We start from the raw sequence: 22,365 nt of genomic DNA, 5'->3' as shown, positions 1-22,365 counted from the left end.
CGGTTTTAGCGCACGAACAGCTTCTGGATCAGTTTCTGGATGGCTTTGCCATACGGCGGGTAAATCAGCTTGGCCGCATTCAGGCGTTGTTTGATCAGCACGCCCTTGGCCTTGCTGAAGGTGAGGAAACCTTCATGGCCATGGTAGTGGCCCATGCCCGAAGGGCCGATGCCGCCAAAAGGCATATCGTCCTGGGCCACATGCAGCAGGGTGTCGTTCAGGCACACGCCGCCGGAATGGGTTTCGTGGAGTACGCGATTCTGTTCAGCCTTGTTGTAGCCGAAGTAATACAGCGCCAGTGGGCGAGGGCGCTGGTTGATGTAGGCGAAGGCTTGGTCGATCCCGCGATAGGGCACGATGGGCAGCACCGGGCCGAAAATCTCGTCCTGCATCACGGTCATTTCATCGCTGACGTTCAGCAGCAGGCTATGGGCCATGCGCCGGGCCTGGCCCTGGTCGTAGAGCGGCACAAGGGTCGCGCCTTTGTCGGTGGCGTCCTTGACGTAGGCATTGAGCCGGGCGAGTTGTCGCTCGTTGATGATGGCGGTGTAGTCCGGGTTATCGGCCAGGGTCGGATAAAACCCGCGTACCGCCTGGGTGTAGGCCGCGACGAAGCCATCCACCCGATCCTCGGGGACCAGCACATAGTCCGGCGCCACACAGGTCTGCCCCGCATTCAATGCCTTGCCGAAGGCGATCCGTTCGGCGGCATCCTTGAGCGGCACATCCGCCGAGACAATCGCCGGGGATTTACCGCCCAGCTCCAGAGTGACCGGAGTCAGGTGCTCGGCGGCGGCGCGCATGACGTGCTTGCCGATGCTGGTGGCGCCGGTGAACAGCAGGTGATCAAAAGGCAGTTTGGAAAACGCCATGCCCACTTCGGCTTCGCCGAGCACCACGCACACCAGGTCTTCGGGGAAGATTTGCGCCAGCAGGTTCTTGAGCAACTGGCCAGTGGCCGGGGTGGATTCGCTGAGCTTGAGCATCACCCGGTTACCTGCCGCCAACGCACCGACCAGCGGGCCGATAGCCAGGTACAGCGGGTAGTTCCAGGGCACGATCACCCCGATGACCCCCAGGGGTTGATAGATCACTTTGGCAGATGCCGGTTGGAAGGCTATACCTACAGCGCGGCGCGACGGTTTCATCCAGCCCTTGAGGTGTTTGCTGGCGTAGTGGATGCCATGCAGGCTGGGCATCAGCTCGGCGAACAGGGTTTCGTCGGCACTGCGATGGCTGAAATCGTTGCTGATGGCCTCGATCAGCGCCTGGCGCTCGTCGCTGAGCAGGTCGCGCAAGGCCTTGAGCCACTGCTGGCGTTGCGCCGCCGGTGGCATCGGGTTGGCTGCGTAGGCGCGGCGCTGGGCAGCGAACAGGTCCTGGAGTTGGTCCAGCGCCTGGGAATCTTGCAAGTAAGCAACGTTGGCAGACATGACGCAGTTCCCGATTGTTATTGGAATACCTGCGTTTTTAGAGTCATTACTCTATTTTGTCAAATGCCTTCGCTGCAACATGCAGTTTTATCCTGGCAAGGATAGACCGTAAGATGTTTGTATCAGGATTCAAGAAGCCGATCCCCTATGGCACCACGAGTAAAGACCAGCGAACGCATTGTGCAAACCAGCCTGGAGCTGTTCAACCAGCAGGGCGAGCGCAGCATCAGCACCAACCATATTGCCGCCCATATGGAAATATCCCCGGGCAACCTGTACTACCACTTCCCGAACAAGCAGGCGATTATCGCGGTGCTGTTTCGTGAGTACGAAGCATTGGTGGACAGTTTCCTGCGCCCGCCCCAGGGGCGCGCCATGGTGGTCGAGGACAAGCGCTTCTACCTGCAGGCGGTGCTGGCGGGCATGTGGCGCTATCGTTTTCTGCACCGCGATCTTGAGCATCTGCTGGAAAGCGACCCGGAACTGGCCACCGGTTACCGGCGCTTCTCCCAGCGCTGCCTGATCCAGGGTGGCGCGATTTACCGGGGGTTTGTCGAGGCGGGGATCCTGAACATGGACCCGGTGCAGACCGAAGCCTTGACCCTCAACGCGTGGATTATCCTCACCTCCTGGGTGCGCTTTTTGTGCACCACCAACGAGAACTCCGCGCACCTGAGTGCCGAGGCAATCAAGCGCGGGGTGTACCAGGTGCTGGTGCTGGAGGCAGGGTTTATCACGCCCCAGGCCAAAGAAGCCGTGGACGCGTTGTTCAAGGAGTTTTACGTGCCGTTGAGTCAGGCACTGGAAGAAGTGAAGTAGGCCCTTTCCCGAACATATTTCCAGGAGTTCGTTATGCCGCTTGCGCAACTGATCAGCCCGCAACAACTGGCCGAACGCCAGAAGCACGCAGGCCTCGTCATCCTCGATTGCCGCTTTGCCCTGGAAGACCCGGATTACGGGCGTTGCAGCTACGCCGAGGGGCACATCGAGGGCGCGCAGTATGCGGACCTGGAGCGCCACCTCAGCGGGCCGGTGACCAAGGGCGTGACCGGTCGCCATCCGCTACCGGCGCCCCAGGCGCTGGTCCAGCAGTTGCAGGCCTGGGGCATCAACGGCGACAGCGAGATCGTGCTGTATGACGACGGCCCGGGCGCGTATGCCGCCCGTGCCTGGTGGCTGCTGGCCTGGCTGGGCAAGCGCGACGGCGTGTCGATCCTCGACGGCGGGCTGAAGGCCTGGCATAGCGCTGGTTTCCCCTTGAGCCTGGATGCGCCGAGCACCGAGCCCGGCACCTTTACCGGCAGTCCGGACAACCATCTGCTGCTGGATGCCGAACACCTGCAAAAACGCCTGGGTCAGCCGGGCCTGACGCTGATCGACGCCCGTGCCTTGCCGCGCTTTCGCGGCGAAATGGAACCGATCGACCCGATTGCCGGGCATATTCCCGGGGCGCAATGTGCGGCGTTCAACGAGAACCTAGGCAGTGACGGGCGCTTTTTGCCGGTGGAACAGCTCCGCCAGCGGTTTACCGGCAAATTGCAAGGTCGTTCGCCGGATGAGTTGGTGGCGTATTGCGGCTCGGGCGTGACAGCGTGCCACAACCTGTTTGCCCTGAGCCTGGCGGGGTATCCGTTGGGCAAGTTGTATGCGGGATCGTGGAGTGAGTGGATCACTGATCCGCAGCGCGAAATTGCTACCGGCGATTAAGTGGGTAATCCGCGATCAAATGTAGGAGCGGGATTGCCCGCGAATGCGGTGTGCCAGCCAGCGAATTTATTAGCTGAAACGCCGCATTCGCGAGCAAGCCCGCTCCCACATGATTAACCGTGTTTTACCCGTAACCATTGCGGTATCCGCCGCTCCAGGTAGTACCCAGGCGTCTTCAGCGAGCCGTCGACAAACCCCACATGCCCGCCCTTGGCCTGCAGTTCAAACTCGGTGCAGTCCGACAGTTCGCTGGCCAGGGGCAAGCTGTGGGCAAACACAAAAGGATCATCCGCCGCCTGGATGATCAGCGTCGGCGTGCGGATCGCCCCGAGGAAGTAACGACTCGACGCCCGTCGGTAATAGTCCTCGGCACTCAGGTAGCCATGCAGCGGTGCGGTGACGCGGCCGTCAAAATCCCAGAACGTGCGCATTTTCTCCAGCGAGCCCAGTTCGGCCAGGGTTTTCAGCGCTTCTTCGCGTCCGTCCGCCAGGAACTGGCGCTGCTTGACCCGGATGTAGTCGAGCATCTCGCGCATGAAATGCTTTTGATAGACCCGTGAAAACCCCAGGCCGATGCGGTCGGCGCACTGGTCCAGGCGAAACGGCACCGACACCGCCGCAGCTCCCTGTAGGCCGGAGTTGTCACCGGTTTCGCCCAGGTGCTTGAGCAGCACATTGCCACCCAGGGAGTAACCCACGGCATACAGTGGCGCCAACGGTCGCTTGGCCCGCAGGTGCGCAATAGCGGCCGCCAGGTCTTCACTGGCGCCTGAATGGTAACTGCGGGCTAGCAGGTTGGGTTCGCCGGAACAACCGCGCCAGTTCAGGGCGACGCTGGCCCAGCCTTGGCTGGCCAAGGCTTTTTGCAGGCCGGCGACGTAGGGCGAGTTGGACGAGCCTGTCAGGCCATGCAGTACCAGCACCAGTGGTGCGTGCGGGTCGTGGGGGCCATGCCAGTCGAAGTCGAGGAAGTCACCATCTTCCAGCCACAGGCGCTCGCGCTGGCGATCGAGGTGGGTGGTGGGGCGCCAGAGTGGGCCCCACAACGTTTGCAGGTGGGGGGTTACCGAGGCCGAAGGCTGGGGGTGAAACGGTTGGCGGGGTTCGGCACGATCACGGTCTCGACACAACTCTTAAGGGGGGGGCGAGGGGGGCTTGCCGGCAAGCCTCCTAGCCACGATTTAAGCGGTCGGCAGCGTTCTTTGCCACAGCGCGTAATACACCCGCCCGGATTTTTGCTCGCGGTGCAGGCGCCAGTTGCCGGGCAGGCCCAGGGTCGACGGCGCGGTCTCGCTTTCGGTGTAGACCCAGGCGTCATCGGCCAGCCATTGGCGCTCTTCCAGCAGTGCGCAGACGGTTGGCAACAGGTTCTGGTTGAACGGCGGGTCGAGGAACACCACATCGAATGCACTGGCCGGCTGGGTTTCCAGGTAGCGCAGGGCATCGGCGGTCTGTACATGGCCGGTGGTGCAACGCAGTGTGCCCAGGTGCTCGCGCAGGCTGGAAACCGCCACGTTGCTCGCGTCCAGGGCCTGGCCCAGGGCGGCGCCACGGGACAGGGACTCGAGGAACAGCGCGCCACTGCCAGCAAACGGGTCAAGTACCTTGGCCCCCTCGATGTACGGCGCGAGCCAATTGAACAAGGTCTCGCGGACTCGATCCGGGGTGGGGCGTAGGCCCACCACATCGGGAAAGCTCAGCTTGCGACTGCGCCATTGGCCGCCAATGATGCGCAGTTGGCCCACACCGTTATGAACGTTATGGACAGGTTTTTTAGGGCGCGATGGACTGGCCATTAATGCTCCGGAACCCCGAGCGGCTGCTCGGCAGGTTTATCAGTGGGGGGCGGTAGTGGCTTTTGCGCGGTGGTGGGACCAGCGGTCACGATCACCATTTTATCGCTGCTCAAGTGTTTGTTCATGGCGGCCTTGACCTGCTCTACGGTCAGGGCCTGGGATTGCTTCATGAAATCTTCCAGGTAATTGAGCGGCAGGTTGTAGAAACCCATGGCGCCCAGTTGCCCGACGATATCGGCGTTGCTCGCGGTAGACAGCGGGAAGCTGCCGGCCAGTTCGCGCTTGGCGTCATCCAGTTCTTTTTGCGTTGGCCCGGTCTTGAGGTAGTCGGCCAGCACTTGCTCCACCAGGCGCAAGGTGCCACCGCTCATTTCGGCGCGGGTCTGCAGGTTGATCATGAATGGGCCACGCACCTGCATCGGCGAGAAGCCCGAATAGACGCCATAGGTCAGGCCACGCTTCTCACGTACTTCGCTCATCAAGCGGGTACCAAAGCCACCGCCGCCAAGGATCTGGTTGCCCAGGGACAGGGCGGCGTAGTCCGGGTCGGCGCGGTTGATGCCCAGTTGTGCGAACAGCAGGTGCGTCTGCTTGGATGGAAACTCGATATGCCCCAGGCCAGCCTTGGGCTCGGTCGGTTCGGCGATCTTCGCCAGTGCCGGGCCCTTGGGCAGCGATGCGGACACCTTGGCCGCCATGGCCTCGGCGTCGGCCCGGGACAGGTCGCCGACCATCGCGATCACCGCGTTGCCAGCGGCATAGGCCTTGGCATGGAATGCCTTCAACTGAGCCTGGGTAATAGCCGGAACGCTCTCAGGCGTGCCTTCGCTCGGGTGCGCATAGGGATGGTCGCCGTACAGGCGCTTGAACAGCTCGATACTCGCCAGCTTGCCCGGGTTCTGCTTCTGGTACTCGAAGCCGGCTAGCAGCTGGTTCTTGATCCGCGCCAGGGAGTCGGCAGGGAAGGTCGGCTGGCCGATCACCTGGTCAAACAGCGTGAGGGCGGCGTCGCGCTTGTCGGCGGCACTGAGGCTGCGCAGCGAGACCAGCGCCATATCGCGGTAGGCGCCGTTGCTGAAATCGGCACCCAGGCCTTCAAAACCGGCGGCAATCTGCCCCACGTCCTTGCCCGGCACGCCTTCGTTGAGCATGGCGTTGGTCAGCAGGGCCAGGCCTGGCGTGTTGCCGTCCTGGCTGCTGCCAGCGGCGAACAGGATGCGCATGTCGAACATCGGCAGTTCGTGGGCCTCGACGAACAGCACCTTGGCGCCTTCGGCGGTATTCCAGGTCTGCACGTTGAGCTGGCGGTTGGTTGGGTTCTTTCCGTCCAGCTCTGCCAGGGATTGCAGGGTCTTGCTGGACTTGGCCTGCTCCAGTGCCGGGCTCGCAACGGAGTCGTCCGGGCGACCGATATACACCGCGACTGCCGCCACCAGGGTCACGACGATCAGGCCGGGCAGTACCAGGCGGTTGTTTTTGCGATCACTCATGAGTGGTCTCCTCGGGCAGGACATGGGCGATACTCAGGCGTTCGCGGGTGAAATACGTGCGCGCGGCCTTCTGGATGTCCTCGGGTGTCACGCTTTGCAGCTCGGCAAGCTCGGTGTCCATCAGCTTCCACGACAGGCCGACCGTTTCCAGGGAGCCAATGGCCGTGGCCTGGCTGGTGATGGAGTCGCGCTCGTAGACCACGCCGGCAATGACCTGGGCGCGGATGCGTTCCAGCTCCTCGGCGGTCGGTGGCTTGGCCTTGAGTTCGTCCAGCAGGCGCCAGAGCCCGGCTTCGGCCTGGGCCACGGTTTTCTTCTTCTGCTGGTTGGGCGTGGCGCTCAAGGTGAACAGGCTGTCGCCACGGGTATAGGCGTCGTAGTTGGTCGAGGCCGCGGACACCAGTTCTTCACCGCGTTCCAGCTGGCTCGGGATGCGCGCGCTGTAGCCGCCATCGAGCAGCGCCGAGATCAGGCGCAGGGCGTTGACCGAGCGTTTGTCTTCGGCGGTGGCCAGGCCCGGGACGTTAAAGCCCAGGATGACGCTCGGCAATTGGGTCTGAACATGCAGGGTCAGCAGGCGCTCGCCCGGCTCGGCCAGCTCCAGGGGCTTTTTCGCCGGTGGCACGTCGCGCTTGGGGATCGGGCCGAAGTAACGCTGGGCCAGGGTTTTCACCTCATCCGGGGTCACGTCGCCGACCACTACCAGCGTGGCGTTGTTTGGCACGTACCAGGATTGGTACCAGTGGCGCAGTTCCTCGACCTTCATGCGGTCCAGGTCGGCCATCCAGCCGATGGTCGGCGTGTGGTAGCCGCTAGCCGGGTAGGCCATCGCCTTGAAACGTTCAAAGGCCTTGGACAGCGGGTTGTCATCGGTGCGCAGGCGGCGCTCCTCCTTGATGACTTCGATCTCGCGGCTGAATTCGTCGGCCGGCAGGCGCAGGGTGGCCATGCGGTCGGCTTCCAGCTCCAGGGCAACGCCCAGGCGGTCGCGGGCCAGTACTTGGTAGTAGGCGGTGTAGTCGTCGCTGGTGAAGGCGTTTTCTTCGGCGCCCAGGTCGCGCAGGATCAGCGAGGCTTCGCCGGGGCCGGTCTTGGAGCTGCCCTTGAACATCATATGTTCCAGGGCGTGGGACAAACCGGTCTGGCCAGGGGTTTCATAGCTGGAGCCGACCTTGTACCAGACCTGCGAGACCACCACCGGGGCGCGATGGTCTTCGCGCACGACGACCTTGAGGCCGTTGTCCAGGGTGAATTCATGGGTGGGTTGTGGGTCGGCAGCCAAGGCTGAAAGGGGCAGACAAACTGTGCTGAGCAGCAGGCCTGCGGCGCGGCGGGCTAGAGCATTCATTCGTTTTTAAACCTGTTGGGCTGCCCGCTTGGTCTTAGCGTCGGCGGGCGAGGAGGTGCTAGGATACTGATCCGTATTAGCGGCGGCCACTGCGGCTGTCATATCGTTTCGGATCCAGTCGTCGTAAAGATGGAGTTATCGGTGGGTTTCCCCGGTTTTAATCCGCTTTTCGCCGATTTTATCGCTTCAGTCCTATATTGAATCGATTTGTTGAGGCTGTATTCACGCCTCACAAAATGCTGCGCATGAACAAGCTGGCTAAAAAACAGTCTGTTGCGCATCGAATATTATTTACCGAGGCGCCACCTAGGCGCGTCGCTACCGTGAGATAGCCGTCCTCCATGTTTGGTTCCAACGACGACAAGAAGAGCCCAGCTGCGGCTGGCGAGAAAAAAGGCCTGTTCGGATGGCTGCGCAAAAAGCCGCAGGAAACCGTCGTCGAACAGCCGCAAGTCCAACCTGAGCCTGTGCCCGAGCCTGTTCTGCAGGCGGAACCTGCGATTGAGCCGGGGGCTGAGCCTGTTGTCGAGGCGCCGGTGGTGTTGCCGATGGCCGAGCCGGTCTTGCAGCCGGTGGTGGAGGCTGCGCCAGAGCCAGAGCCAGAGCCAGAGCCAGAGCATAAGCCATGGCCGTCATTGCCGGTGGCTGAAGAGCCCGTTGCGTTGGTGGAGGATGTGCAGGCCGAACATGCAGCGCCGCCGATTCCTGCCATTGTCGAGCCTGTCGAGCCGCTACCCGTCGTCGCTGAGCCGGCCCCGCTGATAGTCGAACCCGCTGCAGTGGTAGTCGCTGCTGCGCCCGCAGTCATCGAGACTGTCGCAGTACCTGCGCCTGTCCATGCGCCTGCCGAGGCCAGCAAGACCGGCTTCTTCGCCCGCCTCAAGCAAGGCCTGAGCAAAACCAGCGCCAGCATTGGCGAGGGCATGGCGAGCCTGTTCCTCGGCAAGAAAATCATCGACGACGAGTTGCTCGAAGACATCGAGACCCGTCTGCTGACCGCTGACGTGGGCGTCGAAGCCACCGCCGTGATCATCCAGAGCCTGACCCAGAAGGTGGCGCGCAAGCAGCTCACTGACGCCGACGCGCTTTACAAGTCATTGCAGGCCGAACTGGCCGCCATGCTCAAGCCGGTGGAAGCACCGCTGGTGATTACCGAGAAAAAGCCTTTCGTGATCCTGGTGGTAGGCGTCAACGGCGCCGGCAAGACCACCACCATCGGCAAGCTGGCGAAGAAGCTGCAACTGGAAGGCAAGAAAGTCATGCTCGCCGCCGGTGACACCTTCCGCGCCGCTGCGGTGGAGCAATTGCAGGTGTGGGGCGAACGCAACAAGATCCCGGTCATCGCCCAGCACACCGGCGCCGACTCCGCCTCGGTGATCTTCGATGCCGTGCAGGCCGCCAAGGCCCGTAACATCGATGTGCTGATCGCCGATACCGCCGGTCGCCTGCATACCAAAGACAATCTGATGGAAGAGTTGAAGAAAGTCCGCCGGGTGATGGGCAAGCTCGACGCCGATGCGCCGCACGAGGTGCTGTTGGTGCTGGACGCCGGTACCGGGCAGAACGCGATCAGCCAGGCCAAGCAATTCAACCAGACGGTACAGCTGACCGGCCTGGCATTGACTAAGCTCGATGGCACGGCCAAGGGCGGGGTTATTTTCGCCCTGGCTAAACAATTCGGGTTGCCGATTCGTTATATCGGTGTCGGCGAAGGTATTGATGACCTGCGCACGTTTGAGGCCGAACCCTTTGTCCAGGCGCTGTTTGCCGAGCGGGAGCGTTCATGATTCGTTTTGAACAGGTGGGCAAGCGGTACGCCAACGGGCATGTCGGCTTGCATGAGCTGAGCTTCCGGGTGCGCCGTGGCGAGTTCTTGTTTGTCACCGGGCATTCCGGCGCCGGCAAAAGTACCTTGCTGCGCCTGTTGTTGGCCATGGAGCGCCCCACCACCGGCAAACTGCTGCTGGCCGGCCAGGACCTAGCCACCATCAGCAATGCACAGATCCCGTTCCTGCGTCGGCAGATCGGCGTGGTGTTCCAGAACCACCAGTTGCTGTTCGATCGCACGGTGTTCAACAACATCGCCTTGCCATTGCAGATTCTCGGCCTGTCCAAGGCCGAAATCGTCAAGCGTGTGGATTCGGCCCTGGAGCGCGTGGCGCTGTCGGACAAGACCGATTTGTACCCCGGCGACCTGTCCACCGGCCAGCAACAGCGCGTCGGCATTGCCCGCGCCATTGTCCACCGCCCGGCCTTGCTGCTGGCGGACGAACCCACCGGTAACCTCGACCCGCGCCTGGCCGCAGAGATCATGGGGGTTTTTGAAGACATCAACCGCCTGGGCACCAGCGTGCTGATTGCCAGTCACGACCTGGCATTGATCGCGCGCATGCGCCATCGCATGTTGACCCTGCAGCGCGGTCGCCTGATTGGTGACGGGGAGGCCGGCGTATGAGTGCCACACGCAGCCCTAAAGTCTCCGAGCGCGTCGCGCCGAAAGCGGCCGATCCGCAGCCGCAGAAAAAGAAACGCGACGAAGATGACGGTCCCGATTTCAGCACCCTGCTGCACGCCTGGATCGAAAGCCATCGCGCCAGCCTGGTGGATAGCCTGCGCCGCTTGGGCAAACAGCCGATTGGCAGCTTCTTTACCTGCCTGGTCATGGCTGTGGCGTTGAGCCTGCCGATGGGGTTGTCGTTGCTGCTTAATAATGTCGAGCGCCTTGGCGGCTCCTGGCAGCGCGCGGCGCAGATTTCCCTGTACCTGCAACTGGATGCCAGCGCCACAGAAGGCGAGGCCTTGCGCGAGCAGATCAAGAACCTGCCGGGCGTGGCGGATGCCGAGTACATCAGCCGTGACCAGGCCCTGGAAGAATTCCAGCAGCAATCGGGCCTGGGCGAGGCGCTCAAGGAGCTGCCGCAGAACCCGTTGCCGGGCGTGGTGCTGGTGACGCCAAATGAAATCGACAAGACGGCCCTTGAAGCATTAAGACAAAAATTGGCTGAACTGCCCAAGGTACAACAGGCGCAGCTTGATTTAGTCTGGGTCGAGCGTCTGGCGGCGATTCTCAAGCTGGGCGACCGGTTTGTCTTCGGCCTGACGGTGTTGCTGGTTTCTGCATTACTTTTGGTGATAGGCAATACCATTCGTCTTCATATTGAAAACCGTCGCACCGAGATAGAAGTGATTAAACTGGTCGGCGGCACAGACAGCTATGTGCGTCGTCCTTTTCTGTACATGGGTGCGCTTTATGGCTTCGGTGCCGGGATTCTGTCCTGGGGCGTATTGGCGTTTGGCCTGGATTGGCTGAACGACGCGGTAGTCGGCCTGGCCGGTTTGTATGGCAGTGACTTTGCCCTGGCTGGCGTACCTGCTGCCGATGGTCTATCACTCTTGCTTGGCGCGGTGTTGTTGGGTTATATCGGTGCATGGATCGCAGTCGCACGCCATCTCAGGGAGCTGGCGCCGAAATAGTGTCTTTTTGCTTGTATTGACCTTTCAGCGTTTATAGGGAACTTGTCCTACGGTTTCCGGTCAATTTTCGCAGTGCTGAACTGCACGAGTTATGTGAGTCGGAGGTTTTTTCGTATGACCACTTCTTTGCAACCTGCTTATGCTCTGGTCCCAGGCGCGAACCTGGAAGCCTATGTGCACACGGTCAACAGCATTCCTTTGCTGACGCCCGAGCAGGAGCGTGAACTGGCCGAGAGTCTCTACTATGAGCAGGATTTGGGGGCGGCTCGGCAGATGGTGCTCGCCCACCTGCGTTTTGTCGTACATATCGCCCGTAGCTATAGCGGCTACGGCCTGGCCCAGGCTGACCTGATCCAGGAAGGCAACGTCGGGCTGATGAAGGCTGTAAAACGCTTCAACCCGGAAATGGGTGTGCGCCTGGTGTCGTTCGCCGTGCACTGGATCAAGGCGGAAATCCACGAGTTCATCCTGCGCAACTGGCGCATTGTGAAAGTGGCGACCACCAAGGCCCAGCGCAAACTGTTCTTCAACCTGCGCAGCCAGAAGAAACGCCTGGCGTGGCTCAACAACGAGGAAGTCCACCGTGTGGCCGAAAGCCTCGGTGTGGAGCCTCGGGAAGTGCGCGAGATGGAAAGTCGCCTGACCGGCCATGACATGGCCTTCGACCCGGCCGCCGAAGCGGACGACGACAGCGCTTTCCAATCGCCGGCCAACTACCTGGAAGACCACCGGTACGACCCGGCGCGTCAACTGGAAGATGCCGATTGGAGCGACAACTCCAACCACAACCTGCACGAAGCACTGGAAGTGCTGGACGACCGGAGCCGTGACATCCTCTACCAGCGCTGGCTGGCAGAAGAAAAAGCCACGCTGCACGACCTGGCGCAAAAGTACAACGTGTCGGCCGAGCGGATTCGTCAGCTTGAGAAGAGCGCGATGAATAAGCTTAAATTGTCGATCGCCGCCTAACACGCAGCGAACGGCCAAAAAAATGCCCCGATCGAAAGATCGGGGCATTTTTGTTTGTGTCGCGTCCTGTATCAGTTGGACCACGGCGCCTTTCGCGTATTGTTCAGCTCATTCAAGTAACCCGTGCCACCCAACTGCCCCATCTGCTGACGAATCCAGGCCGCCCGCCGCGCCACGTACGCTGTTGGATGGCTGGCACTCCACACTCGCGGATTCGGCAGCACCGCCGCCAGATAGCTGGCCTGCTGCCGCGAAAGCCCCTTGGCACTCACCCCGAAATGGTGTCGCGCTGCCGCCTCTGCGCCAAACACCCCTTCATCCCACTCCACGCTGTTCAAGTACACCTCAAGGATCCGTTGCTTGGGCCAGAGGATCTCGATCAATCCGGTAAACCAGGCTTCCAGGCCCTTGCGCAGATAACTGCGGCCGGCCCACAGGAACAGGTTCTTCGACACCTGCTGGCTCAGCGTACTGGCGCCGCGAATCGAGCCGCCGCGCTCGTTATGCAGCAGGGCGGCCTGGATCGCGCCAAAGTCAAAACCCCAATGCTGCGGGAAACGCTGGTCTTCGCCGGCCATGACCGCCAATTTCAGGTCGTCGGAGATCTCATCCCACGGCACCCAGGCGCGTTGCAGGTCAATAGGCTCGCTGTCGACCCAGGATTCGATCTTGCGCTCGACCATCAGCGCCGTGAACGGTGGCGGGACGACACGAAACAGCAGCACCAGCAAAACGCTGGCGATGACAAACCATTTCACGACTTTGAGAAAACGACTGAAGAGGACACGCAGCATAGAGATGGCTTGGCCGAACCCGTTGAGCGGGCCATTATACAGACCCGGCCCTTTGAGTCTGACTGGAGTTCCTCATGCTGCGTGGCTTTCTGATGTTGGCTGCCTTTTTCGGTTTTACCGGTGTGGCCCTGGGTGCGTTCGCGGCCCACGGTCTGAAAAAAACCTTGAGTGCTGAATACTTGGCGATTTTCCATACCGGCGTGACCTACCAGTTGGTGCATGCCCTGGCGTTGTTTGGCGTAGCCTTGTTGGCCGCGCATATTCCCGGGCGCCTGGTGATGTGGGCGGGCGTGTCGTTCAGCATCGGGATCCTGTTGTTCTCCGGCAGCCTGTATCTGCTGACCACCGTCGGCATCGGCAAACTGGGGATCATCACCCCGTTTGGCGGCCTGGCGTTCCTGATTGGCTGGCTGTGCCTGGGGCTCGCCGCCTGGCGCCTGCAACTGACCGCCTGACGCTTGTAGCTGACCTTCAGGTCACGATCAGGCTAGAATGCTGGCCCCTTAAAACGATGGCGGCCCGTGGCATGCGCATTCAATTGAACGGCGAATCCTATGAACTGCCCGACGGTGAAACCGTCGCGGCCCTGCTGACCCGTCTGGAACTGACCGGACGTCGCGTCGCAGTGGAGCTCAACCAGGATATCGTCCCGCGTAGCCAGCACACCGAAACCGCCCTCACTGAAGGCGACCAGGTTGAAGTGGTCCACGCCATCGGCGGCGGCTAGCCTAGGCGCAACTACCCGAATTCTGCAGAACCTCACCCCAACTCGAGGATTTCCCATGAGCATCGTTCGTAGCGACAAGCCCTTCGTCCTGGCCGGTCGTACCTACCAGTCGCGTTTGCTGGTAGGCACCGGCAAATACCGCGACATGGAAGAAACCCGTCTGGCAATCGAAGCCTCGGGCGCTGAAATCGTGACGGTGGCCGTGCGCCGCACCAACATCGGCCAGAACCCGGGCGAACCGAACCTGCTGGACATCCTGCCGCCGGACCGCTACACCATCCTGCCCAACACCGCCGGTTGCTACGATGCCATCGAAGCCGTGCGCACCTGCCGCCTGGCCCGTGAGTTGCTCGACGGCCACAACCTAGTGAAGTTGGAAGTGCTGGCGGACCAGAAAACCCTGTTCCCCAACGTGATCGAAACCCTCAAGGCCGCCGAAACTTTGGTCAAGGAAGGTTTCGACGTGATGGTCTACACCAGCGATGACCCGATCATCGCCCGCCAACTGGCCGAAATCGGCTGCATCGCAGTCATGCCGCTGGCCGGCCTGATCGGCACTGGCCTGGGGATCTGCAACCCGTACAACCTGCAGATCATCCTCGAAGAAGCCAAGATCCCGGTGTTGGTGGATGCCGGTGTCGGCACCGCGTCCGATGCCACTATCGCCATGGAGTTGGGCTGCGAGGCGGTGCTGATGAACTCGGCTATCGCCAACGCGCAGCAGCCGATCATGATGGCCGAAGCCATGAAACACGCGATTGTCGCCGGCCGCCTGGCGTATCTCGCCGGGCGTATGCCGAAAAAACTTTACGCCAGCGCCTCCTCGCCGCTGGATGGTCTGATCAAGTAAGAGCCATTGATGACTGAATCAAACGAAACGCCGAACCCCGTGGAAGAAGGCGACGAGTCCAAGCACCGCCGCATCAAAAGCTTTGTGATGCGTGCCGGGCGCATGACTGAAGGCCAGCAAAAGGGCCTGGACCAGGGCACGCCGTTGTTCGTCCTGCCCCTGGCTGATGCGCCGGTGGACTTCGACCAGGTGTTTGGCCGTTCGGCCCCGCGCTCCCTGGAAATCGGCTTCGGCATGGGCCATTCCCTGTTGGAAATGGCCGCAGCGTCGCCCGAGCAAGATTTCATCGGCGTGGAAGTCCACCGTCCGGGCGTGGGCGCATTGCTCAACGGCGTGCTGACCCAGGGCCTGAAAAATCTGCGGGTCTATGACTGCGACGCGATCGAAGTGCTCAACCGGTGCATTGCCGATAACAGCCTCGACCGCCTGATGCTATTTTTCCCGGATCCATGGCACAAGAGCCGCCACCACAAGCGCCGCATCGTCCAGGCCTCCTTCGCGGAGCTGGTACGCAGCAAGCTGAAAGTGGGCGGCATCCTGCACATGGCCACCGACTGGGAACCTTACGCCGAGTACATGCTGGAAGTGATGAACGTCGCCCCTGGCTACCGCAACCTGGCCGAAGATGGTCAGTGCGTACCACGCCCGGCCGAACGCCCGATCACCAAGTTCGAACGCCGTGGCGAGCGGTTGGGGCATGGGGTTTGGGATTTGAAGTTCGAAAAGCTGGCTTGATCAGCGAGAAGACTGAAATGCGATCAACTGTAGGAGCGAGCTTGCTTGCGAAAAACGGACAGGTGACGCGGGCTACCTGATAGCTCGGCGTTATCGTTAACGTTCTTCGCGAGCAAGCTCGCTCCTACAGTTTTGTGGTGTTGGGCTTTTAGTCAGTCCCGGCCGAGCGCCAAGTTCGAACGCCCTGGCGAGCGGTTGGGGCATGGGATTTGAAGTTCGAAAAGCTGGCTTGATCAGCTAGAAGACTGAAATGCGATCAACTGTAGGAGCGAGCTTGCTCGCGAAAAACGGACAGGCGATGCGGGCTACCTGATAGCTCGGCGTTATCGTTAACGTTCTTCGCGAGCAAGCTCGCTCCTACAGTTTTTTGGTGTTGGGCTTTTAGTCAGCGGCGGTCGGCAACCACGCCAATCAACACCAGGACCACCAGCAACACCGGCGCCAAGCTGTAGTTATTGAACTGGCTCAACCCCCGCACAATCCACGGTGTGGCGTAGATCAGCGCGGCACCACTGCCGATCATGCACAGCAGGGCCATCAACGGTACGCGCAAGGCGCCGGCGATATTGCCCAGGCGCGCTTCGACCCAGCCCTTGATATCGGCGCCAAACAGCACCAATAGGCAGCCTACCAGTGCCAGGGAGATTTCCGACAGGTTGCTACGGCTCCAGCGGGATACGGTGGCAAGCAGGTCGAGTACCAGATCCATTCGATTTCCTTAGAGCGATCAGCTCAAAAACTTCTGCAGCAGGTCATTGAGAAAGAGTTGACCACGGTCCGTGGCCGCCAGGCGTGACGGTTCGACCTGCAATAAGCCACTTTGTTCTGCCTCGCGACGGGCCTCATCCAGGCTGGCCAGGTCCAGGCCAGTGCGCTCGGCATAAAGCCTGGCTTCAACACCGTCAGTCAGGCGCAGGGCATTCATCAAGAACTCGAAAGGCAGCTCTTCATTGGTCAGCTCTTTCATTCCGGCCTGGAAGTTTTTTGCCGGGTTGAGGTAGTCCTTTGGTGCACGGGTTTTCCAGGTGCGCACAATGCGCCCATCTGGATGACTGAGCTTGCCGTGGGCGCCGGCGCCGATGCCGATAAAGTCGCCAAAGCTCCAGTAATTGAGGTTGTGCCGTGCAGGTCGTCCCGGTTGGGCGTAGGCCGAGACTTCATACTGGGCGTAACCGTGCTCGGCGAGCAGGGCCTGGCCGGCTTCCTGGATATCCCACAGGGTGTCGTCTTCCGGCAGCACCGGCGGCTGGTTCCAGAACACCGTGTTGGGTTCCAGGGTCAGTTGGTACCACGACAGGTGGGTCGGCTTGAGGGCGATGGCCTGGCGCAGGTCGCTCAAGGCATCGTCCAGGGATTGATCGGGTAAGCCGTGCATCAGGTCCAGGTTGAAGTTATCGAACCCGGCCTGGCGCGCCATGCCGGCGGCGCGTACGGCTTCGTCGCCGTTGTGGATACGGCCCAGGGCCTTGAGTTTTTCCTGCTGGAAGCTCTGGATGCCGATGGACAGGCGATTGATCCCCAGCTTGCGGTAGGCGACGAACTTTTCTTGCTCGAAGGTGCCGGGGTTGGCTTCCAGGGTGATCTCGATGTCGCCGGCAAACGGGATGCGTTGCTCCACGCCCTCCAGCAATCGGCCCAGCGCCGCAGCACTGAACAGGCTGGGCGTGCCGCCGCCAAAGAAGATCGAGCTCAACTCGCGGCCATACACCGCGTGCAGATCCTGATCCAGGTCCGCCAGCAACGCATCGACATACTCTTGTTCCGGCAGCACCTTGCTGGCGGTGTGGGAGTTGAAGTCGCAATAGGGGCATTTGCGCACGCACCACGGGATGTGGATGTACAGCGCCAGGGGCGGCAGCACGGGCAGGGCCGCCCGAGGTGTTTGCGCGCCACCGTGAATCAGCGGCAGCGCCGGGGTGTCGTGGGTCATTTCAAGCCCAGACGCTGGCGCAGCAAATCCATTGCGCGGGCGCGGTGGCTGATCTGGTTCTTGTCGGCGGGGCTCAGTTCGGCGCTGGAGACATTGCGCTCCGGTACCCAGAACAGCGGGTCATAGCCAAACCCGTGCTCGCCACTGGCCGCATGCAGGATGCGCCCGTGCCACAGGCCTTCGCAAAGAATCGGCAGCGGGTCGTCGGCATGCCGCACCAGGGCCAGCACGCAGACGAACTGCGCGCCACGCATCGCGTCCGGTACATCCTTGAGCGCGTCCAGCAACTTGGCATTGTTCGCCGCGTCGCCTTTGCCGTCGGCATACCGCGCCGAATAGATGCCAGGGGCGCCGCCGAGGAAGTCCACGGCCAGGCCAGAATCGTCGGCCAGTGCCGGCAGGCCGGAAATGCGCGCGGCATTGCGGGCCTTGAGGATGGCGTTTTCGACGAACGACAGGCCGGTTTCTTCAGGTTCCACCTGGCTGAACTCGCCAATCGAGCGCAATTGCACCGATTCGCCGAGCATGGCTTGCAGTTCCTTGAGTTTGCCGGCGTTATGGCTGGCCAGTACGAGTTGTGTCAGGTTCATTATTCGGCCGGGAACAGTTCTTGGGTGAAACTGAAACCGTGGGCCTTGCCGCCGGTTTCAACATTGATGGTAAAGGTGCGGAATTCCTGCTGCGGCACCGAGTAGGGGGCGAGGTAGTAGATCGCGCCTTTTTCGGTGATCTGCTTGAAGTTCAGCCTTTCACTCTTGCCGGTCAAGTCCTTGATCGTGCCGGTCACTTGCGCCGCCACAGGCTCCACGCCCTTGATCACCGAGACATTGATCATGCCCTTGTTCTTGCTGCGCACCACGCCCACGGCCTGGGCCGTCTCGGGTTGCAGGAAGCTGGAGGTGAAGGTGCTGTAGTGCACGGTGATATCACCAAACGCCTTCTGCCGGTTACTGTCGATAGGGCCGGCGGCCATGGCGCTGGCACCCAGGCACGCGGTGAGTAGAAAAATAGCCAGGCGACTCATGATCGTCCTCCTCGAAAATGGTTAGACGGCAATCTGATGATCGGTCAGGCCAGGACTGCTGACCCGGTAAATTCCGATTTCACCCAAAAGATTAGGCCATAGCTTACTCGCCCAGCCGTGGCGATGCTGTTGATCGACGGCAAGGCGGTTGATGACCTTGGCTTCACGCCCACTGCACAACGCCTCGAAATCTTCGAAGGTGCAGAAGTGAATGTTCGGCGTGTTGTACCAGGTGTACGGCAGGAAGTCCGATACTGGCATCCGGCCCTTGGTGGCTAGGTACCAGCGGCAGCGCCAGTGGCCGAAGTTGGGGAACGTGATGATGCATTGGCGGCCGACGCGCAACATCTCGTCGAGGATCCGGTCCGGGTAGTGCACGGCCTGCAGGGCCTGGGTCATCACCACGATATCGAAGCTGTTGCTGGCAAAGTTGCCCAGGCCCTTGTCCAGGTCCTGCTCGATCACGTTGATGCCCTTGGCCACGCACTGCGCGATGTTGTCCGGGTCGTTTTCCAGGCCATAGCCGGTGACTTGCTTGTTGTCGCGCAGCCAGCTCAGCAGTTCGCCATCGCCGCAACCCAGGTCGAGCACGCGGCTGCCGGCGGGGATCCAGTCTTGGATGATTTCCAGGTCGGCTCTCATGGCTTTCTCACAATGTAATGCGGTTCATGTAGTTGCTGAACGCCTGCAGGTAGCGCGGGATCGGGATCAGGAAGGCGTCGTGGCCTTGCGGTGCATCGATCTCCAGGTAGCACACGTCTTTGCGGGCGGCCATCAGCGCATCCACCAGTTCCCGCGAGCGGGCCGGGGAGAAGCGCCAGTCGGTGGTGAACGACATCACGCAGAACTTGGCGCTGGCACCCTCGAAGGTCTTCGCCAGGTCGTCATCAAAGTTTGCCGCCGGGTCGAAGTAGTCCAGGGCCTTGGTCATCAGCAGGTAGGTGTTGGCGTCAAAACGCCCGGAGAACTCCTCGCCCTGGTAACGCAGGTAGCTTTCAACCTGGAATTCGACGCTGTGGAAGTCGTAGTTGAGCTTCTCGCTCTTGAGCCCGCGGCCGAATTTCTCGCCCATGGAGTCATCGGACAGGTAGGTGATATGCCCGACCATCCGCGCCAGCATCAAGCCGCGCTTGGGGATCACCCCGGCTTCCTGGAACGAACCACCGTGGAACTCGGGGTCGGTGAGGATTGCCTGGCGCGCCACTTCGTTGAAGGCGATGTTCTGCGCCGATAACTTGGGGGCCGAGGCGATGGCCAGGCAATGGCGCACGCGATCCGGGTAGGTGATGGTCCATTGCAGGGCCTGCATGCCGCCCAGGCTGCCACCGATCACGGCGGCCCATTGCTGGATGCCCAGCAGGTCGGCCAGGCGCGCCTGGCTGTGCACCCAGTCTTCCACGGTCAGTACCGGGAAGTCGGCACCGAACGGCTTGCCGGTTTCCGGGTTGAGGCTGCTGGGGCCGGTGGAACCATTGCAACCGCCGAGGTTGTTCAGGCTGACCACAAAGAACTTGTTGGTGTCGATGGGCTTGCCGGGGCCGATGCAACTGTCCCACCAGCCGGGCTTGCGCTCGTCGGCGCTGTGGTAACCGGCGGCATGGTGATGGCCGGACAGGGCGTGACAGATCAGCACGGCATTGCTGGCCGTGGCGTTCAACTCGCCGTAGGTTTCATAGATCAGGTCATAGGCCGGCAGCGATCGACCGCAGGCCAGGGCCAGGGGTTCGCTGAAATGCGCCACTTGGGGCACGACCAGTCCAACAGAATCGGGGGGGAAGGCAGCTGGCATCGACCCTGCTCTCGTTTAAATGAGGCGTAAGTCTAAAGAGCGGGGGGGCTAGCGGCAAGCAAAGGCCTGCATGGATTCACTTCAAGACACAGTTACAAAAAAGTGGGAGCTGGCAAGCCAGCTCCCACAGATATCTATACCAGGTGCGGGCCGGTCAGATCAGCAGGCGCAGGATGTCCGGCATCATGGTCATCGCCGCCAGGTTGTTGATCACCAGCATGTCCAGGAGCTTGAGCACCATGAACGCGAGGATCGGCGAGATATCCAGGCCGCCGAGGTTCGGCAGGATCTTGCGGAACGGCGCCAGGGCCGGCTCGCAGATCTGGTTGACCAGTTCGGCGCCAGGGTTATGGCTGCCCGGTGCGACCCAGGACAGGATGACGCTGATGATCAGGGCGAAGAAGAAAATCTTCAGGAACAGCGCGGTTACGCCGATCACGGCCCAGACCAGCAGTTGCAGGAAGTTGCCCATGGTGCCGTAGGTCAGCAGCAGCGTCAGGGCCATCAGCGCCAGTTGCACCAGGATCGCCAGCACCAGCGACGACATGTCCAGGCCGAACAGGCTCGGGATCACCCGGCGCAACGGCTTGAGCAGCGGCTGGGTGGCCTTCACGGCGAATTGGCAGAGCGGGTTGTAGAAGTTGGCGCGTACCAGTTGCAGGACAAAACGCAACAGCACGATCAGCAGATACAGGCTGCCGAGGGTTTGCAGCACGTAGACGGCTGCGGTGTTCAAACCAATCATATTGGCTCCTTATTGACCCAGTTGTTCGGCCAGTTCGGCCGAGCGGTGCGCGGCGGCACCCAGTGCTTTTTCGACCAGGGCTTCAAAGCCCCCAGCCTGGAACGATTCGATGGCAGCTTGTGTGGTGCCATTGGGCGAGGTCACGCGACGCCGCAACTCGGCTGCGTCCACATCGCTGGACACCACCATATGCGCGGCGCCGAGGGCGGTTTGCTGAGTCAGTTGCTCGGCGATTTCCCGTGGTAGGCCCAGCTTCACGCCAGCGGCGGTCATGGCTTCGACCAGCAGGAAGAAATACGCCGGGCCACTGCCGGACACTGCCGTGACGGCGTCCAGTTGCTGTTCTTCGTCCAGCCACAGGGCCACGCCCACGGCCGACAACAGCTCCTGGGCCTGCTCACGTTGCTCGGCGCTCACTTGGGTGGTGGCGTATAGGCCGCTCACGCCTTGGCGCAGCAGTGAAGGCGTATTGGGCATGCAACGCACGATGGGCTGGGCGCCGAGCCAGTTGTTCATGCTGGCGCAATTGATGCCGGCGGCAATCGACACCACCAGTTGCTGCGGTGCCAGGCTTGGGCGCAGCGCTTCGCACACGGCCTTCATGGCCTGTGGCTTGACTGCCAGCACGATCACATCGACGCCCTGGATGGCCTCGGCGTTGTCGGCGAAGGTTTCGATACCGTGCTCGGCGCTCACCCGGGCGCGGGTTTCGGCACCCGGATCGCTGGCACGAATCTGCGAAGCTTCCAGGCCCTTGGCCCGCAGGCCGCCGATCAGGCTGGCCGCCATGTTACCGGCGCCGATAAAGGCTATACGCGTGCTGCTCATGACAGGTCCTTACTCAGATGGAAGTCAGCCATTTCATGGCTGGCCGTAGTCGCGGGCACCAAACAGGGCGGTACCGATCCGCACCCACGTGGCCCCTTGGGCAATGGCCGACTCAAGGTCATGGCTCATGCCCATGGAGAGTGTGTCGAGCCCCAGGTTCAGGCTCGCTTGCAAGTCACGCACCCTCGCAAACGCCGCATCTTGCTGTGCACGGTCGTCGGTGGGCTCGGGGATCGCCATCAGGCCCCGCAGCTTCAAGCGCGGCAGGGCCTGGATCGCCTCGGCCAGTGCTGGCAAATCGGCGGGTGTACAGCCGGACTTGCTGGCTTCGCCACTGACATTGACCTGAATGCAGATATTGAGCGGCGGCAGGTCGGCCGGGCGTTGCTCGGACAGGCGTTGGGCGATTTTCAGGCGGTCCACGGAATGCACCCAAGCGAAGTTCTCGGCGATAGCGCGCGTCTTGTTCGATTGAATGGGGCCGATGAAGTGCCAACTCAAGGGCAGGTCGGTTAATTCGGCTTGTTTGCCGAGGGCTTCCTGCAAGTAGTTCTCGCCGAAGTCGCGCATCCCGGCGGCATAGGCTTCGCGCACGGCTTGCGCGGGCTTGGTCTTGCTGACCGCCAGCAAATGCACGCTCGATTCATCACGTTGCACGGCCTGGGCCGCAGCACGGATCCGCTGACTAACCAGGCCAATATTGTCTGCTATGGTCGACATTCAAGT

24 protein-coding genes and 1 pseudogene are annotated in these 22,365 nt (G+C 61.5%); 10 read left to right on the top strand and 15 right to left on the bottom strand.

Annotation, left to right across the window (positions count from 1 at the left end; all coding sequences use genetic code 11):
- Positions 1–5: 5 nt before the first annotated feature.
- Positions 6–1,433 (bottom strand): coniferyl aldehyde dehydrogenase, encoded by a 1,428-nt coding sequence (locus JTY93_RS25695; RefSeq protein ID WP_029300620.1) that lies wholly within the window; start codon positions 1,431–1,433, stop codon positions 6–8.
- A 147-nt stretch (positions 1,434–1,580) separates the two neighbouring features.
- On the opposite strand from JTY93_RS25695, the gene JTY93_RS25690 reads away from it, so the two are divergent.
- Entirely contained in the window at positions 1,581–2,252 is a 672-nt protein-coding gene (locus JTY93_RS25690) for a TetR/AcrR family transcriptional regulator (RefSeq protein ID WP_029300622.1), read from the top strand.
- Positions 2,253–2,285: 33 nt separating this feature from the next.
- Complete coding sequence (locus JTY93_RS25685; RefSeq protein ID WP_205475983.1) at positions 2,286–3,140, top strand: sulfurtransferase; 855 nt, start codon at positions 2,286–2,288, stop codon at positions 3,138–3,140.
- A gap of 113 nt (positions 3,141–3,253) precedes the next feature.
- Here the strand turns inward: JTY93_RS25685 and JTY93_RS25680 are convergent.
- The 4 genes and pseudogenes from JTY93_RS25680 to JTY93_RS25665 form a co-directional block, all read right to left on the bottom strand.
- A pseudogene (locus tag JTY93_RS25680) lies at positions 3,254–4,223 on the bottom strand (hydrolase); the annotation flags it as partial.
- A gap of 98 nt (positions 4,224–4,321) precedes the next feature.
- A complete protein-coding gene (gene rsmD, locus JTY93_RS25675) occupies positions 4,322–4,936 on the bottom strand; it encodes a 16S rRNA (guanine(966)-N(2))-methyltransferase RsmD (protein ID WP_205475984.1) in 615 nt (204 codons plus the stop codon).
- Positions 4,936–6,426 carry a M16 family metallopeptidase gene (locus JTY93_RS25670; RefSeq protein ID WP_205475985.1) on the bottom strand — a complete coding sequence of 497 codons (1,491 nt, stop codon included), beginning with the start codon at positions 6,424–6,426 and terminating at the stop codon, positions 4,936–4,938. Before JTY93_RS25670 ends, rsmD begins: the two co-directional genes overlap by 1 nt.
- Positions 6,419–7,774 (bottom strand): M16 family metallopeptidase, encoded by a 1,356-nt coding sequence (locus tag JTY93_RS25665; protein ID WP_133715519.1) that lies wholly within the window; start codon positions 7,772–7,774, stop codon positions 6,419–6,421. The genes JTY93_RS25670 and JTY93_RS25665 overlap by 8 nt, the downstream gene beginning before the upstream one ends.
- A gap of 341 nt (positions 7,775–8,115) precedes the next feature.
- On the opposite strand from JTY93_RS25665, the gene ftsY reads away from it, so the two are divergent.
- The 4 genes from ftsY to rpoH all read left to right on the top strand — a co-directional run bounded on the left by ftsY (position 8,116) and on the right by rpoH (position 12,217).
- Positions 8,116–9,561, top strand: coding sequence for a signal recognition particle-docking protein FtsY (gene ftsY, locus JTY93_RS25660; RefSeq protein WP_205475986.1), 1,446 nt, complete (start codon positions 8,116–8,118; stop codon positions 9,559–9,561).
- Complete coding sequence (ftsE, locus tag JTY93_RS25655) at positions 9,558–10,229, top strand: cell division ATP-binding protein FtsE (RefSeq protein WP_003213784.1); 672 nt, start codon at positions 9,558–9,560, stop codon at positions 10,227–10,229. The genes ftsY and ftsE overlap by 4 nt, the downstream gene beginning before the upstream one ends.
- Positions 10,226–11,248 (top strand): permease-like cell division protein FtsX, encoded by a 1,023-nt coding sequence (ftsX, locus tag JTY93_RS25650; RefSeq protein ID WP_029300742.1) that lies wholly within the window; start codon positions 10,226–10,228, stop codon positions 11,246–11,248. The genes ftsE and ftsX overlap by 4 nt, the downstream gene beginning before the upstream one ends.
- A gap of 114 nt (positions 11,249–11,362) precedes the next feature.
- Positions 11,363–12,217 (top strand): RNA polymerase sigma factor RpoH, encoded by an 855-nt coding sequence (rpoH, locus tag JTY93_RS25645; protein ID WP_003176698.1) that lies wholly within the window; start codon positions 11,363–11,365, stop codon positions 12,215–12,217.
- Positions 12,218–12,288: 71 nt separating this feature from the next.
- On the opposite strand, the gene mtgA is transcribed toward rpoH, so the two are convergent.
- Positions 12,289–13,011 (bottom strand): monofunctional biosynthetic peptidoglycan transglycosylase, encoded by a 723-nt coding sequence (gene mtgA, locus JTY93_RS25640; RefSeq protein WP_205475987.1) that lies wholly within the window; start codon positions 13,009–13,011, stop codon positions 12,289–12,291.
- Between the two features lie 74 nt (positions 13,012–13,085).
- Between mtgA and JTY93_RS25635 the strand changes: the two genes are divergently transcribed.
- The 4 genes from JTY93_RS25635 to trmB all read left to right on the top strand — a co-directional run bounded on the left by JTY93_RS25635 (position 13,086) and on the right by trmB (position 15,323).
- Complete coding sequence (locus JTY93_RS25635) at positions 13,086–13,466, top strand: DUF423 domain-containing protein (protein ID WP_205475988.1); 381 nt, start codon at positions 13,086–13,088, stop codon at positions 13,464–13,466.
- A 71-nt stretch (positions 13,467–13,537) separates the two neighbouring features.
- Complete coding sequence (gene thiS / locus JTY93_RS25630) at positions 13,538–13,738, top strand: sulfur carrier protein ThiS (protein WP_162947777.1); 201 nt, start codon at positions 13,538–13,540, stop codon at positions 13,736–13,738.
- Positions 13,739–13,793: 55 nt separating this feature from the next.
- Positions 13,794–14,588: a thiazole synthase gene (locus JTY93_RS25625; protein ID WP_017845016.1), complete on the top strand. Its 795-nt coding sequence runs from the start codon at positions 13,794–13,796 to the stop codon at positions 14,586–14,588.
- Between the two features lie 9 nt (positions 14,589–14,597).
- Positions 14,598–15,323, top strand: a complete 726-nt coding sequence (gene trmB, locus JTY93_RS25620) for a tRNA (guanosine(46)-N7)-methyltransferase TrmB (RefSeq protein ID WP_029300750.1) — start codon at positions 14,598–14,600, stop codon at positions 15,321–15,323.
- Between the two features lie 385 nt (positions 15,324–15,708).
- Here trmB and JTY93_RS25615 read toward each other — a convergent pair whose 3' ends face one another.
- From JTY93_RS25615 to JTY93_RS25575, 9 genes are all read right to left on the bottom strand, one after another.
- Positions 15,709–16,032, bottom strand: coding sequence for a DUF3392 domain-containing protein (locus JTY93_RS25615; RefSeq protein WP_029300493.1), 324 nt, complete (start codon positions 16,030–16,032; stop codon positions 15,709–15,711).
- Between the two features lie 18 nt (positions 16,033–16,050).
- Entirely contained in the window at positions 16,051–17,253 is a 1,203-nt protein-coding gene (hemW, locus tag JTY93_RS25610) for a radical SAM family heme chaperone HemW (protein ID WP_240344170.1), read from the bottom strand.
- Positions 17,250–17,846, bottom strand: a complete 597-nt coding sequence (gene rdgB, locus JTY93_RS25605; RefSeq protein WP_027606096.1) for an RdgB/HAM1 family non-canonical purine NTP pyrophosphatase — start codon at positions 17,844–17,846, stop codon at positions 17,250–17,252. The genes hemW and rdgB overlap by 4 nt, the downstream gene beginning before the upstream one ends.
- The gene (locus JTY93_RS25600; protein ID WP_205475989.1) at positions 17,843–18,277 is read right to left on the bottom strand and encodes a DUF4426 domain-containing protein; all 435 of its coding nucleotides are present in this window, start codon (positions 18,275–18,277) and stop codon (positions 17,843–17,845) included. Before JTY93_RS25600 ends, rdgB begins: the two co-directional genes overlap by 4 nt.
- Before the next feature lie 21 nt (positions 18,278–18,298).
- The gene (gene metW / locus JTY93_RS25595) at positions 18,299–18,919 is read right to left on the bottom strand and encodes a methionine biosynthesis protein MetW (RefSeq protein ID WP_029300485.1); all 621 of its coding nucleotides are present in this window, start codon (positions 18,917–18,919) and stop codon (positions 18,299–18,301) included.
- Positions 18,920–18,926: 7 nt separating this feature from the next.
- Positions 18,927–20,066 carry a homoserine O-succinyltransferase MetX gene (metX, locus tag JTY93_RS25590; RefSeq protein WP_169954935.1) on the bottom strand — a complete coding sequence of 380 codons (1,140 nt, stop codon included), beginning with the start codon at positions 20,064–20,066 and terminating at the stop codon, positions 18,927–18,929.
- A gap of 154 nt (positions 20,067–20,220) precedes the next feature.
- Positions 20,221–20,811: a YggT family protein gene (locus JTY93_RS25585; protein ID WP_038444147.1), complete on the bottom strand. Its 591-nt coding sequence runs from the start codon at positions 20,809–20,811 to the stop codon at positions 20,221–20,223.
- A gap of 9 nt (positions 20,812–20,820) precedes the next feature.
- On the bottom strand, positions 20,821–21,639 hold the full coding sequence (proC, locus tag JTY93_RS25580; RefSeq protein WP_205475990.1) for a pyrroline-5-carboxylate reductase: 819 nt from the start codon (positions 21,637–21,639) through the stop codon (positions 20,821–20,823).
- Positions 21,640–21,672: 33 nt separating this feature from the next.
- The gene (locus JTY93_RS25575; protein ID WP_205475991.1) at positions 21,673–22,359 is read right to left on the bottom strand and encodes a YggS family pyridoxal phosphate-dependent enzyme; all 687 of its coding nucleotides are present in this window, start codon (positions 22,357–22,359) and stop codon (positions 21,673–21,675) included.
- Positions 22,360–22,365: the final 6 nt, after the last annotated feature.

The sequence above is a fragment of the Pseudomonas hygromyciniae genome, assembly GCF_016925675.1.
GTDB classification, from domain to species: domain Bacteria; phylum Pseudomonadota; class Gammaproteobacteria; order Pseudomonadales; family Pseudomonadaceae; genus Aquipseudomonas; species Aquipseudomonas hygromyciniae.
Note: the sequence above shows the minus strand (reverse complement) of the source record. Positions and strands in the feature narration are given on the sequence as shown.